The following is a 13,781-nucleotide window of genomic DNA, read 5'->3' on the forward strand; positions in this document are numbered from 1 at the left end:
ACCTCATGTCATCGGCCGACCAGGCAAGCGTCTCCGACGAGCCGTCTGCGGCAGCAGCCCGTCCATCGGTTTCTATTCCGACAGATGCGCTCATCATGATTCCGGTCCGGAATACGGTCCTGTTTCCGGGAATGATCGCGCCGATCACGCTGGGGCGGCCGGAAGCAATCGCCGCCACACAACAGGCGATGCGCGAGCAGCGCCAGATCGGCATTCTCCTGCAGCGCGATGCCGAGCTCAACGAGCCGGGACCTGACGATCTGTATCGCATCGGCACCGTTGCAAATATCATCCGCTACCTGACCGGGCCTGATGACACCCACCATGTCGTCTGCCAGGGCGTTCAACGCATCCGGGTACTCGATTTTCTCCCAGGCACGCCGTTTCCAGCGGCACGCGTTCTCAACATTCCGGAGCCCACAACCAGGTCGCCGGAAATCGAGGCCCGTTTTCTGAATTTGCAGCGCCAGGCCATAGAAGCAACGGAGCTGCTGCCGCAGGCGCCGCAGGAACTGATCGCAATACTGCGGAGCACAACCTCGCCATCGGTGCTCGCCGATCTTGCGACGTCGTATATGGATATAAAACCACGGGACAAGCAGGAAATTCTGGAGACCGTCGACCTTGCGCTTCGCATGGACAAGGTGTCACGGCATCTGGCCGAGCGCATCGAGATTCTGCGGCTGAGCAACGAGATCGGCCAGCAAACCAAGGCGACTTTCGACGGGCGGCAGCGCGAAGCGATCCTGCGCGAGCAAATGGCGACCATCCAGCGACAATTGGGTGAAGGCGATGGCAAGGCTCAAGAGGTTGCGGAATTGAATGCAGCCATCGCCAAGGCGGAGATGCCGGCTGACGTCGAAAGCCAGGCGCGACGAGAAGTTCGCCGGTACGAGCGTATGCCGGACGGCGCAGCCGAAGCAGGCATGGTTCGAAGTTATCTGGATTGGCTGACCGAACTGCCGTGGGGACTGCCGGAGGAGAAGTCGATCGATATCGCCGAAGCTCGGCGCATCCTCGACGAGGACCATTACGGTCTGGAGAAGATCAAGAGCCGGATCATCGAATACCTGGCGGTCCGCAAGCTGGCGCCTGAAGGCAAGGCGCCGATCCTCTGCTTTGCCGGTCCGCCAGGGGTTGGCAAAACCTCGCTGGGGCAGTCCATCGCGCGTGCGATGGGGCGGCCATTCGTGCGGGTGAGTCTTGGCGGCGTGCATGATGAAGCGGAAATCCGCGGCCACCGCCGCACTTATATAGGTGCGCTCCCAGGCAACATCATTCAGGCCATCAAGAAGGCCGGCGCGCGCAATTGCGTCATGATGTTGGACGAGCTCGACAAGCTCGGGCGTGGCGTGCAGGGCGATCCGTCGGCGGCGATGCTGGAAGTGCTCGATCCCGAGCAAAACGGAACCTTTCGCGACAATTATCTCGGCGTTCCCTTCGACCTCTCGCGCGTAGTGTTCATCGCTACCGCCAATATGCTCGATACCGTTCCGGGGCCGCTGTTGGACCGAATGGAAGTCATTAGCCTGGCCGGCTACACAGCGGATGAAAAGCTCCAGATCGCTCAGCGTTATCTGGTGCGCCGCCAGCTTGAGGCCAATGGGCTGAAAGCCGACCAGGTTGAAATCGATCCCGCGGCGCTGGAGCTCATGATCAAAGGATACACGCGAGAGGCGGGCGTCCGGAATCTGGAGCGCGAGATCGGCAGGGCGTTTCGTCACGTCGCCGTCCAGATCGCTGACGGCAGCAAGGATCGCGTGGCGCTTACCGCCCAGGAAATCACGACCATCCTCGGCCCGCCTCGTTTCGAAAATGAAGTCGCGATGCGCACCAGCATTCCCGGTGTGGCGACGGGTCTTGCCTGGACGCCGGTCGGCGGCGATATTCTCTTTATCGAAGCGTCGCGCACGCCCGGCAGAGGATCGTTGATCCTGACCGGACAACTCGGCGAGGTAATGCGCGAAAGCGTTCAGGCGGCGCTGACTCTGGTAAAAAGCCGGGCAGCCCAACTCGGCATCGACCCAGCGACCTTCGAAAAGAGCGACATTCATGTTCACGTCCCGGCCGGCGCTACGCCCAAGGATGGCCCCAGCGCCGGTGTGGCGATGTTCACGGCGCTCACCTCGCTGCTGACGGATCGCACGGTGCGAAGCGACACCGCAATGACTGGCGAGATTTCGTTACGAGGTTTGGTGCTTCCGGTAGGCGGTATCAAAGAGAAAGTCGTTGCCGCCGCCGCGGCGGGCCTGACAAGAGTCATGCTCCCCGCACGCAATCGCCGTGACTACGACGACATTCCCGCAAGCGCCCGCGATAAACTCGAGTTTATCTGGCTGGAACGGGTTGACGAAGCCATAGCCGCTGCGATCGGAGGCGAAACCGGATCGCGGGTCGGCGAAAAGTCATGACTGGCTGATGAGCGGACCAGAGCAGCGCCACCGCTTGCTTCCGCAAATGATCGACAAGAGGCATGCGGAAGATAATTCCGTCTGCTATCGTTCCTCCACTCCGGAATGCCATTTGTGAAATACCGGATAAACGAGGAAACAACGATGAATCCAAAAAAGACGATCCGAGGCGCGATCGCACTACTGGTAGCGGGCTTCTGCTTATTCTCAGCAGAGCGTCTACTGGCTCAGTCGAAGGATGCGGGCAGCCGGGTTTATGAACTCAGAACATACACGACGCTGCCGGGGCGGCTACCGGCGCTCAACAAACGATTTGCCGATCACACCATACGGCTATTCGCAAGACACGGCATCAAGAGCGAGATTTACTGGATTCCCACCGACGACGCGCGAAAAGACAACACGCTGATTTATGTTCTGTCGCACGATAGTCAGGAAGCGGCCGACAAGAACTGGAAGGAATTCCAGGCGGATCCGGAGTGGGTCCAGGCTCGCGAAGCCAGCGAGTCCGATGGAAAAATCCTGGTGAAACCCCCGGAGCGCATCTTCATGAAGATGACGGATTATTCTCCGGGCAGGTAGAGCAACGGGCGGGCCGGGGGCTCGCTTGGTGGCCTGAGGATGCATGGTTCGACCCACTATATCGGATTGAATGGAGAGCCGCCTTCGGGCGGCTTTTCTTTGGATTGAACCGGCCGGGCGACAAGCCCACAAACGGGGGACGCGACCCGACTTCCGCAAATGACGCGAAGCAAACACCAGAGGTATCCCTGCACATATTAATTCTTGTTGCGTTGAACGCGCGCAGGTCGCGGGGTTGCGAGGACCTCCGAGAGTTCGCGCAAGAGCTTGGACGAAAGTTCGTCGTCAAACAGAAAGTTCATGGTCGATAGAGGATGAAGACGAAACGCCACGAGGGCATCCCCACTCTCGTCGATGGCTACCTGAAAAGATGGGCGGCCCTGCAATAAAGGGCGCTCTGGGTCCTGGAGCAACTCACCTTCAAGCGGTGGGAGACGTGATAGTTCTTGCAAGCCCATAACGACTAACGCTGTCGTCAAGCGGCGGTCGAGCCGGAATTGTGCTTGCGCACCTTGCTCGTCCTCTATTTTAAACTCAACTCCCTCGCCAGAAGCGTTAACCTCTATCTCTGCTGGCATTGTCGGCTCCCTTTTAGAGAAGCGACCGCACCGGCCATGCCGCGCAACAGCCATCCGACGCCCGTGGAGAAGGCGAGAAGATTGGTTCCGGGCGTGAGGCGGCCCAGCGCAAAACAGAGCATGAAGCGGTCTTCCGGTATCTATCGCCGCTTTCCGACCAACTCGTGATGCAGAACCGCCGTCGTGGCACTGCCGCCGCCGAGCGTGAAATTGCCATAGCGTGCGAATACCCAAGCCAAGGGCGCGAGACGCGGATGCGTGGTGTGGTCGTCGGAGGTCGTCATGGGGCACGGTCCGGCGCATTTCGCCGTTTGTTGGGATGATGCCCAAACCCATGCAGCCTGTGGCGCAGGGTCCCGTCGTGCCGGTTTGCTTCACGACGTGCTTACGGCACGCCGTGGGGTGGCACTACTCTAACCAGAATTGTCACCGAGTCTAGGCCGCCTTCGCAAATCGGGATCGTTGTCGTCCCCCCAAATCAAACGAAGATTGCGCGCATCCCGGAGGCAAGTTTGGCACAAACTGGACATCCCTTCCGCGCGGAACCGGGCTAGGATCGAGACGGAGCAACGCCAAAACAAAAATCGTCTCCGCCGTGGACAGACAGACCTATGCCAGTTGCTAAGTCGGTCAAGTGTTGGATGCGCGTTTCAATCTCGATCATCGAGAAACTGTGCGCCGCCTATCGTGCAGGCCTGCAAGCCATCCGGATGTTCGCCGGTCAGATGTCGCAAGGCCTCGTCTTTTCCCAACAGAATGAAGCTGCCCGCGCCGGAGGACCATTTCTCCCTCTACATCCGCGCCTACTGGGGCAAGCAGGGCATCCTCGACGGTTCATGGAAGCCGCCGCTAATCAAGAAGGTCGCGTAAAAGTCCAGGCTTCGTCGTTCATACGCCATCTGCACACTGCAAAAAGGAACAGGAAATGCCGCGTTTCACTAGCATCAAGAAAATATCTTTAGCCGTTGTCGTATCGGCCGCAATGCTGATGTCGATATCGGAATCTTACGCGGGCACCGGCACCGTTCGTCTGCGAGTTTTCAAAGCCGGATTTATCATCGGCGGAGGCGGCGGAAAAGGAGTTCTGAATTACCAAGGCCACATCGCTTACTTCAGAGTAGGCGGCATCGGTGTTGGCACCATCGGCGTCGCGGAAACCAGATATGCAGGTGTCGCTTATAATTTGCGAAGTCCCGCGGATATCTATGGAACCTACAGTGCCGCTGGCGCCGGAATCGCCGTCGTCGGCGGTGCCAAGGTTGCACGATTGCAGAACGCAAACGGGGTTGTTCTGGAATTGCGAGGCGTACAAGCGGGCTTCGAGGCTTCGCTTGGATTGGGTGGAATGACTGTTACCCCACTCTAGCTGCGCTGAAGAACCGCTTTGTGATTTCCTCGACGCCGGATGGCGCCGGTTTGAAGCCGCCGGACGCATACAAAGCGGTTCAGCCCGTAGGATGGGTGGAGCGCAGCGATACCCATCGTATCTTCGTGACATTGGCGTCGCGCGCCAAGGTGATGGGTTTCGCAAGTGCTCTACCCATCCTACGATCTGATCAGACCCGGCGGTTCAGCACTGGTGTCCTGCGAGGACGCTCGACAGGAAGCCGGTATGAGCCGGATCGCACCCAACCGGTTTGGCGAACATGGTGCCAAACCATTTATTCGCCAGCGAACCGTCATTGTCGACCCACGGGATCGGCGGCAGTTGCGGCAGGTAGGATGCATACGGCATCACCATCGCAAGCCTCACTCTGCCCGGAAACTGGGCGAGGAATGCCTTGTTCATTCCACCGTCAAATCCGCTGTAAATTGATGTGGTGGGCGCGTTGTCTTTCACCAATTGCGCGTATTCCATCGCGTCGCTGCGCTGTTTCTCCTGCGCCATCGGCGCGATTTTCGGGTTCACGACGAAGGCGGGGCATTTACCGGTGGGATTGAACACGAGGGGACCAGGTGAGTTGGCGGGAGCCTGCGCATCGAAGACGTAGCTGCGATTGCACACATTTACTTTCGGCTCGAGATGCGTCGTCTCGAAGTGATCGTTGCCGATCTTGAGCATTTCCCAGAACGCCAGGTTCGGACTGTTGCGATGCCGCGCCAGGTTCGCCGGCGTCAAGCGGAACGGATAGGCCTGGACCTGGAACGACGGCGCGCCGCCGACGAATACGTCGCGCGCCAGCGCATAGATCTCGCTGATCTGTTCGTCGGTCATGGCGTAGCAACCGCTCGACCAGCAGTCGCCATGAATCATCAGAAAACTGCCGGCGCGGTTGTTCGCCTTGTCGAAGCTGTTGGGAAAGCCGGTATTGATCGCAAGATAGTAGCTGGAGTTGGGATTCATCTGCGCCGGCGTAATGGAATAGAATCCCTCCGGCGTCTGCCGGTCGCCTTCGTAAAGCTTCGGGCCAAGATCGCCGGACCACCGGCAGACCGGATAGGTCTTGAGGATCTCGAAGTGCCCTGACGTGTCCTGTTTCCAGACTTCAAGCTCCGCCTCTTCCTTGAAGATGCGCAAGATGATGGGTGAATGTTTCGGCATCTTCTTTTCTTGAAGCAGCGAAAGCAGCTCGGGCGGCAGCTCCTTTGTGGCCTTGCCCGGCAACAGATTGCTGTTGTCGTCAAGGCATGCGGCCGGCATCACCCCCGCGGCAAGAACCGCCGTCAGCACGAGCGCGCGGAGCAACGCGGCGCAGATCATGACACTACCTCCGGCGTCAGAAGCCCATCGCCGCACCATCGCTGCGCGGGTCGGTCGCGCCCTCGAATAGGCCGTCGGAATGGCGCACCACGGCCCCGCCGTGACCCATCGTTGAAGTGAAGTCGGCCAGCATTTCGATATCGTGCCCGGCGTCGCGCATCGCCTGCACCACGCGCGGGTCGAAACGGCCCTCGAGCTTGAGCGTCACGGTGGCGTCGCCCCAGGTCTTGCCGAGCAACCAGCGTGGCGCGGTGATCGCAGCTTGCAATTCCTGACCGTACATCGCGTAGCGCGAGAAGATGGCGGACTGGCTCTGCGGCTGGCCTTCGCCGCCCATGTTGCCATACACCATTCGCCTTCCGTCCTTGAACAGCGCCATTGCCGGATTGAGCGTGTGAAACGGCTTGCGTCCCGGCTTCAGCGCGCGCGGACCATTGCCTTCGAGCACAAAGCTCGATCCGCGATTTTGCCAGACGATGCCGGAATTCTCGAGCACGCAGCCCGAGCCGAACTCGAAATAGATGCTTTGAATAAAACTGACCGCGATGCCATCCTTGTCGATCGCCCCGAGCCAGACCGTGTCGCCGGGATTGGCCGGCACCGGCCATGGCAATGCGCGCACAGGCGACACATTCGAGGCCAATTGATCGAGAATTTCGGGCTTCAGATAGTCTTCGGCCTTCTGCACCATCAGCGCGGGATCGCCGACGATCCGGTCGCGCACCAGAAAGGCCTGCTTGGTCGCCTCCACGATGCCGTGCAGGTATTCGAACGTTTCGGCCTGCTTGATGTTCAGGCGCTCGAAAATTGCCAGGATCATCAGCGACGCGAGGCCCTGCGTCGGCGGTGGGAAATTATACAGCGTTGCATCTTTCACGCCGACCGAAAGAGCCTCGCGCCGCTGCGCCTTTTGCGAGGTCAGGTCTTCGAGCGTTACCGGTGATCCACAGCGCTTCAGGTCGGCGGCGATCTCCTTGGCCAGTTCTCCGGTGTAGAAATCCATCGCGCCGTGCAGGCCAAGCCGTCTGAGCGTGGCGCCTAACGCCGGCAGCTTCATCAACTGGCCGGCCTTTGGCAGCTTGCCGTCGAGCAAGAATGTTTCAATGAAGCCGGGAGAATCCTTGAGTTCGGGTAATTTCGTTTCGGTCAGTTCCTGTTGTCCTGATGTTACGGCGAATCCGTTCTCGGCCGACCACACGGCGTCCTCGACCAGTCGCGACAGCGGCAGTTTGCCGCCGATCTCCTGATTGATCTTGATCACCTCGGCCCACCCCGAGATGGTGCCCGCGGCCGTATTGGCCGCAAGCGGGCCGCGCGAGGGGATCTCGGTCAGGCCCTTTGCCTTGTAGAATTCCACGGTCGCGGCCGAGGCGGCGGCGCCGCAGCCGTCCACCGCGATCGGCGGCTTGCCGTCTTTTGAAATAAGCCAGAACCCGTCGCCGCCGATCGAATTCATGTGCGGATAGACCACCGGCAGGCTTGCCGCCATCGCCAGCGTGGCCTCGATGGCGTTGCCGCCTTCGCGCAACACGCGCAAGCCTGCTTCGCTGGCAAGATGATGCGGGGAGGTTACCATGCCGCGGCGGGAGCGAGGCGTATTGAGCATAAAGTCCGTCCTCTTCATTGGTCAGGCTGATTTTAGAGGAATCCAGGAAACACTGGTTTTACCGCTGCGGAACCCCCGGGCGTAATGGCATAGAATCCTTCCGGCGTCTGACGGTTTTCCTGTTGGGAGTTTGTAGCCGGTGGCTTTCGCAAGGCAAGTCCGGATGGGGGCAGGTGCGGGCGAAATTCCGGCGACCTGTACCGGGCATCACATGAAATCCGTTTTTTTGAGCAGTTTTAGTTCCCGGTGCTTTCGCATCCAGTTCAAGACATCTGTTGGCTTTCCCCGAAGCACCCTGAGTGATTTGCTACCCCGCGAATCCGTTTTGGCATCGCGGAATTGCCAAACCTCGTTAATGATGACCACATGCCAACGCTGTTTCGGGGGATCGTCCAGACGAAGGTCCATGACTTCAAACCGGAAAGCGTAGTCCTGGCCACTGAATCGATGCCGGTCGATCGAGCAGTTGACGCCGTGTGACGTCCAGGTTGTTACATCGCTTCCGATACCGGGTGGCTCAACGACATACTCGATATCGGCAATTGTCCGGGCATTTCCGATCCGCGCCATTATCCACCTGCTTACTGTATTTGGATGGCTGGCGAGACGACCCGCGCAAGCGTGATGTCCATCGCGATCGTGCTGTTACCCAGCCATGGAAAATGACCGTAGCGGAAGGAGAGTTGTGCCGCGGCCTCAGATGGCGGGCGTTTCTCGACAACCAATTTATAAAGTGCCGAGGCCAAGCCAGTCCGGTCGGCGCCAGCTTCGCAATGAATAAGGATAGGCCGGGCGGATGTTCTCAATAATCCCAATAGCTGAGACACTTGATCATTGGTCAGCTCTCGACTCGCAGAAATGGGAAAGTCGACGTGTTCTACGCCGGCTGCGGCGCTAGCTTTCATTTCGTCATCGTACCAGAGACTGCCGGCATTGTTGCCGCGCAGGTTGATGATCGTCCGTATTCCGTTCTCGCGGATGCGATTTGAGAATTGCGAACCGCTGAGTTGTCCCGATCGATAGATGGCGCCTTCTTCGACTGCGTGAAAGTTGCCACTTAAGCGCAGGTATCCCGCCCACGTGCCGGTGAGCGCGATAATAACTCCGGCCACTGCGCCGAGTCGCTTGAGCCATTGATTTGTTCGGCTTTGCATCGACCGCCAACTAAACCCGGTAAGCGATCAATATGGCGCCGCAGGTTATCATGAGCGCGCCCAGCCAATTTGGCAGCCTCAGCCGCTCGCCGAAGAACATGACCGCGAAGATCGACACGAATACGACGCTGAGCTTGTCGATCGGCGCAACGCGCGCCGCATCGCCAAGCTTGAGAGCCCGGAAATAACAGATCCAGGAGGCGCCGATCGCTGCACCCGACAAGACCAGAAAAAGCCATGTCTTTGCCGACACCGTGGACGGCTGCTGCCAGTGTCCCGTTCCGTAGACGATAAGCCTGGCAGCCAGCGTAATGACGATGGTCTGGATAAACGTCGCAAAGTCAGAGTTGACGTTCTCGAAGACCCAGGAGGTGAGCAGGTTCTTCACCCCGGTTAAGCTCGCAACGCTTCATCTATTTTGACTACGTCGCCTGTCAGGTCCCAGTGTTCGATATGCTTGTAAACGATAACTTTGCGCTTCAGCATGTCGCCATGCGTGCGGCAAAACTCCTCGAGCTCGGCGCGGGGCGCAATAAGTTCCACGCACATCGTCAGGTCCGGGTTTGATATTTCGTATCCTTCATCTTCCAGCTTGCCGCGGTTGCTGTAACCAAAATGGGTGTGATGCGCGGTCGCGTTCATGATGCCGGCCGCCTTGGCCTGGATCACCAGCTCGCGGTAGAGCGGCCGGCCGCCAAATAAACGACTGCCCGTGCCCACTGCCTTTTCGCGCGGCTTCAGATAAATTCGAACCATGCCAATTTCTTTATGCGTGAGTGTATGACGAGCCATGTTTTCTACTTTCTTGGTTGGAAGGGGGAGGCGGCTTGATCGCGCTTGAACCCGGTCGACGAAGTCGCCGAAGGCCTGGACGTTCAGATCCCGAACCTGGCGCACCGACAGATCGGGAGGAATGAAGGCGGCCGCCGTCTTGGGCGTACCAAGGCGTTGGGCCATGTAGATGCTGGAATGGCCACTGCAGAGATACGCAACAAAGCAGGCGACTGCGATGTAGACAGCGTGGAGAGAGCCAAACAGTTCAATGCCCATGATCATGCAGGCGAGCGGGGTGTTGGTGGCGCCGGCAAAGACAGCCACAAACCCAAGGCCGGCGAACAAGTCGGACGGCGCGCCGAAGACGACGGCAAGCGCATTTCCAAGCGCCGCGCCGATAAAAAACAGTGGCGTTACCTCGCCGCCTTTAAAACCGCTGCTCAGCGTGACGACCGTGAAAATCGTTTTCCAAAGCCAGCTCCAATGATCGACCCGACCAGGCAGGAAAAAGCCCGCGATGGTGGCATCCGCTGGATTAGGAGACCACACGCCGAGGCCAAGATATTCGCGCGTGCCCAAGGCGAAGACGAGACCAATCAATATGGCACTGGCAATAACCGGCCGAAGCGGCGCGTATGGGCAGATCGCTTTGTATGCAGCGCTTACCAAGTGAGAAAATTCACTGAAGAAGCGAGCGGCCAAACCAAATAGGACGCCTGCTGCCACCACCTTGAGCAGCAGCAGGGCATTTAAATGAAACCCTGACGTTTCCGAGACATTCGCAAGATAGTTGATGGAGTAATGGGTGTGTTCGATCCCCCAGGCGTGGCAGCTCCAGTCTCCAGCGATGGCGGCCATCAGGCAGGGAAGCAGCGCCTCATATTGCATGCGCCCGATTGTCAGGACTTCGAGGGCGAACACGGCGCCCGCGATAGGCGTTCCAAACACCGCGCCAAAGCCGGCCGCAATGCCGGCCATCAAGACGATCCTGATGTCGGCAGGCGACAGTTTGAACGTTTTGGCAAAGGCGCTGGCAATGCTGCCACCCAGTTGCACGGCCGTCCCCTCGCGACCAGCGGAGCCCCCCACCAGATGGGTCAATACAGTGGTAATGAGGATGAACGGCGCCATGCGGAGCGGGACGCCGCCGCCGGGCTCATGAATCTGTTCGACGATCAGATTATTGCCGCCCTCGGCCGATCGGCCGAAGCGCTGATAGGCCTGCACCATCAGGAAACCGGCGATTGGCATTCCGTAGATGAGCCAGGGGAAACTAAAACGTGCCTGGGTCGCTCTATCCAACCCCCATAAGAATAAGGCGCATAAGGAGCCGACGACCGCAGCCATCGGCACAACAATGCCAATCCATTTGATCAGGCTTCGCAACTGCTCGAAGCGGAGGCCGATAAAGCCCGAAGGGGACATCATCGCGCACCGCCCGCGGCAGCGCCGATTTCGAACCCAAAGTATGATATCAAAAAACAAAACATGACCCTACTCCTTCGCGCGAGAGGCGAATTAAGTAGGAGTCATCAGCTTCTCTTGGAAGCGGTTCGGCCCGAGTGGCCCGGCAGAATCCATTACCGTTATCATCACTTAGCGATAGGGCAGCAATACTGTCAATATTACTTTGTTAGGCACCGGATGCTCAGAAATTACGCCTCGCAAGAAATGACTTGGGTGTCCGTTCTTTTCGTTGCAGTGCACGTATTTATGTATCGTCGCGCGGGTTGCGCGTACGGTTTTCGTTTCTGGCGCAGAGCGTGTTCGGGTCACAGTCGGGGTTGCGATGCAGCCTTGCCGAGCGAAAAAGTCTGGCGTATTTTTCTTGTGTTGATGGGGATGGAGTCCCCCGATAACCGCCGAGAGGCTGATGACTCCTACCGGGCGCAACGCGCCGGTAGGAGCTTGCGCACCGCCGGTCTCGTTGCCCCTAACCAACAGAGGGGTGGCAAATGGATAAACTTCCAGATTCTTTATCAATCGCGCTTTGGCTGGTCGGATCGCTTTGGATCGTTGGCTTCATCGCTTTTCTTGGCGACGCACCTGGCTCTCTTGTCGCCGCAACTTTCGTGGCGGGTTTAGTTGCCGGGGGTTTTGAGTGGTGGGTTGCAACCCGGCGGGCAGGACAATGAACCTGCAATTCATCATCGCGGTCGCGGTTGGCGGTTCGATTGGATCAGTCGCCAGATATTTGGTGGCAATCGGATCGAGTAAAGTCTTCGGATCAGATTTTCCGTGGGGCATTTTTATCATTAACGTCACGGGCTCGTTCCTGATCGGCGCCCTCCTCGGTCTTTTTGCGACAAGGTGGGACGTGCCGCAAGCAGTCCGGATATTTCTCACCGTCGGCATCTGTGGCGGCTACACGACGTTCTCGACGTTCTCATTGGACAGCTATTATTTGATGGAACGTGGAGAACTCGGCGCTGCGCTGCTGTACATGATTGGTTCGGTGCTCCTGTCGATCAGCGCTTTTGGCGGAGGCCTTTATCTCACCCGGCTTTGATTGATCGAATCTAATTTCGGGTTTGGCGGACATGAAGATGTCCGACTTGAGTCCAATATGCGTACCGAAGCAGACGTTTCCGATCGCCCACAAATTTATGGATTGACACTGCAAAAACGGCGCGCACGCGTGATTTGCCCGTCGCGTTAATCAGTCGCAACTGCCGTTGTTGATCGCGACCCCAAATCAAAGGCAAAATCACCGCGTCTCGTCCCTCATGAGGGGCGTTTCGCGATCGTCACGGACGCGGGATGGGATGCGGTGGACGTTAGCAGCGCCTTTGACGAAAGCGCTGATAACGGACGGCGAGGTCGTGTGGTCCTGACGCCTCGACGCTGGCGTCAAGTTTCGCGCAGAAGACTGCGCGAGGCGACGGTGACAAAAGAGCCCGATCACCGGGGAGAGCGCGAAGGAAACCGTTAAAACCATTGCGTGCGGGAATGCCGGGTGATCCCGGTGTACCTGTGGCTTCTACCCCTGTGCTTTTTTGTTGCACAGGGGGCTGCGGGTGCAGCGGGCACCCGGCATTCCCCACGCCCTCTGATTTCAGGGCGGAAGATTTCAGGCATGACTCGGGCGTGATGGGCCGCGGGAATGCGGAGGTATGTGTTGCGGGTAGGACGCGGTCATTGCGAGCGAAGCGAAGCAATCCACACTTCCTTGGCTGCTGGATGGATTGCTGCGTCGCTTCGCGCCTCGCAATGACGATCATGAAATACGAAGTCTGTAGGATGGGTAGAGCGCAGCGAAACCCATCACATAGTGAACAAGCCGATGGGTTTCGCAAGCGCTCAACCCATCCTACAAGATCGCTCCTCCGCGTGACCATATCCCGCCATCCGGCCCATCACATTCTCGATCTCGTCGCGAGGCAACAGCGGCGGCGTGCCGATCTGGAGGCAGCCGTGATATTGCCGCGCCAGGGTTTCGACTTCGACCGCGAGCCACATCGCTCTGTCGAGCGAGGCGCCGACCGCGATCATGCCGTGATGCGCCAGCAGGCAGGCCGATCGGTCTTCCAGCGCAGCGACGGCGTGTTGCGACAGTTCTTCGGTGCCGAACGTCGCATAGGGCGCGCAGCGGATGGTGTCGCCGCCGGCGCAGGCGATCATGTAATGCACGGCCGGTATCGCCATGCCCATGATCGCCAGAATGGTGGAATAAGGAGGATGGGCGTGGACCACCGCGTTCACTTCAGGCCGCGCTTTGATTATATCGCGGTGAAAGCGCCATTCGCTGGAGGGGCGCTGGTTAGTCTCGACCGTGCTGTCGAGCTTCATGAACACGATCTGCTCGGGCTGCATGGTTTCGTAGGGCGTGCCGGTCGGTGTGATCAGCAGGCCGTCCTCGTGGCGCAGGCTGATATTTCCCGAGGTGCCCTGGTTGATGCCGAGGCTGTTCATGCGCAGGCAGGCGTCGATGATGGATTGGCGCTTCACCCGGTCGTTCATGGCTGGCATCAACTT

The 13,781-nt window shown here is 58.8% G+C and carries 14 protein-coding genes and 2 riboswitches; of the genes, 5 read left to right on the plus strand and 9 right to left on the minus strand.

Translation table 11 applies throughout. The features are described from left to right. Positions 1 to 5: 5 nt before the first annotated feature. Positions 6 to 2,411 carry an endopeptidase La gene (gene lon, locus HB676_RS25245; RefSeq protein WP_213741174.1) on the plus strand — a complete coding sequence of 802 codons (2,406 nt, stop codon included), beginning with the start codon at positions 6 to 8 and terminating at the stop codon, positions 2,409 to 2,411. A 144-nt stretch (positions 2,412 to 2,555) separates the two neighbouring features. Next, entirely contained in the window at positions 2,556 to 2,993 is a 438-nt protein-coding gene (locus HB676_RS25250; RefSeq protein ID WP_213741175.1) for an NIPSNAP family protein, read from the plus strand. A 197-nt stretch (positions 2,994 to 3,190) separates the two neighbouring features. On the opposite strand, the gene HB676_RS25255 is transcribed toward HB676_RS25250, so the two are convergent. Next, entirely contained in the window at positions 3,191 to 3,571 is a 381-nt protein-coding gene (locus HB676_RS25255; RefSeq protein WP_213741176.1) for a hypothetical protein, read from the minus strand. A 140-nt stretch (positions 3,572 to 3,711) separates the two neighbouring features. Continuing rightward, positions 3,712 to 3,855, minus strand: coding sequence for a hypothetical protein (locus HB676_RS25260; protein WP_213741177.1), 144 nt, complete (start codon positions 3,853 to 3,855; stop codon positions 3,712 to 3,714). 641 nt (positions 3,856 to 4,496) lie between these two features. Here HB676_RS25260 and HB676_RS25265 point away from each other — a divergent pair. Next, a complete protein-coding gene (locus HB676_RS25265; RefSeq protein WP_249780461.1) occupies positions 4,497 to 4,937 on the plus strand; it encodes a hypothetical protein in 441 nt (146 codons plus the stop codon). 204 nt (positions 4,938 to 5,141) lie between these two features. Here HB676_RS25265 and HB676_RS25270 read toward each other — a convergent pair whose 3' ends face one another. The 6 genes from HB676_RS25270 to HB676_RS25295 all read right to left on the minus strand — a co-directional run bounded on the left by HB676_RS25270 (position 5,142) and on the right by HB676_RS25295 (position 11,234). Continuing rightward, positions 5,142 to 6,272 (minus strand): murein L,D-transpeptidase family protein, encoded by a 1,131-nt coding sequence (locus HB676_RS25270; protein ID WP_213741178.1) that lies wholly within the window; start codon positions 6,270 to 6,272, stop codon positions 5,142 to 5,144. Between the two features lie 16 nt (positions 6,273 to 6,288). After that, complete coding sequence (locus HB676_RS25275) at positions 6,289 to 7,878, minus strand: gamma-glutamyltransferase family protein (RefSeq protein ID WP_213741179.1); 1,590 nt, start codon at positions 7,876 to 7,878, stop codon at positions 6,289 to 6,291. 207 nt (positions 7,879 to 8,085) lie between these two features. Next, a complete protein-coding gene (locus tag HB676_RS25280) occupies positions 8,086 to 8,448 on the minus strand; it encodes a hypothetical protein (RefSeq protein WP_213741180.1) in 363 nt (120 codons plus the stop codon). A gap of 11 nt (positions 8,449 to 8,459) precedes the next feature. Further along, on the minus strand, positions 8,460 to 9,032 hold the full coding sequence (locus HB676_RS25285) for a dual specificity protein phosphatase family protein (RefSeq protein WP_213741181.1): 573 nt from the start codon (positions 9,030 to 9,032) through the stop codon (positions 8,460 to 8,462). A 10-nt stretch (positions 9,033 to 9,042) separates the two neighbouring features. After that, the gene (locus HB676_RS25290; RefSeq protein ID WP_213741182.1) at positions 9,043 to 9,420 is read right to left on the minus strand and encodes an EamA family transporter; all 378 of its coding nucleotides are present in this window, start codon (positions 9,418 to 9,420) and stop codon (positions 9,043 to 9,045) included. A gap of 5 nt (positions 9,421 to 9,425) precedes the next feature. Beyond that, on the minus strand, positions 9,426 to 11,234 hold the full coding sequence (locus HB676_RS25295) for a DUF190 domain-containing protein (protein ID WP_249780462.1): 1,809 nt from the start codon (positions 11,232 to 11,234) through the stop codon (positions 9,426 to 9,428). 88 nt (positions 11,235 to 11,322) lie between these two features. Next, positions 11,323 to 11,400: riboswitch (Fluoride riboswitch) on the minus strand. A 235-nt stretch (positions 11,401 to 11,635) separates the two neighbouring features. Beyond that, positions 11,636 to 11,696, plus strand: a riboswitch (Fluoride riboswitch). Between the two features lie 65 nt (positions 11,697 to 11,761). Here HB676_RS25295 and HB676_RS25300 point away from each other — a divergent pair. Then, positions 11,762 to 11,941: a hypothetical protein gene (locus tag HB676_RS25300; RefSeq protein WP_213741183.1), complete on the plus strand. Its 180-nt coding sequence runs from the start codon at positions 11,762 to 11,764 to the stop codon at positions 11,939 to 11,941. After that, positions 11,938 to 12,315, plus strand: coding sequence for a fluoride efflux transporter CrcB (gene crcB, locus HB676_RS25305; protein WP_213741184.1), 378 nt, complete (start codon positions 11,938 to 11,940; stop codon positions 12,313 to 12,315). The genes HB676_RS25300 and crcB overlap by 4 nt, the downstream gene beginning before the upstream one ends. 791 nt (positions 12,316 to 13,106) lie before the next feature. Here crcB and HB676_RS25310 read toward each other — a convergent pair. Then, on the minus strand, positions 13,107 to 13,775 hold the full coding sequence (locus tag HB676_RS25310; protein WP_213741185.1) for a class II aldolase/adducin family protein: 669 nt from the start codon (positions 13,773 to 13,775) through the stop codon (positions 13,107 to 13,109). Positions 13,776 to 13,781 lie beyond the last annotated feature (6 nt).

Source organism: Bradyrhizobium sp. dw_411 (genome assembly GCF_018449695.1).
GTDB lineage: Bacteria > Pseudomonadota > Alphaproteobacteria > Rhizobiales > Xanthobacteraceae > Bradyrhizobium.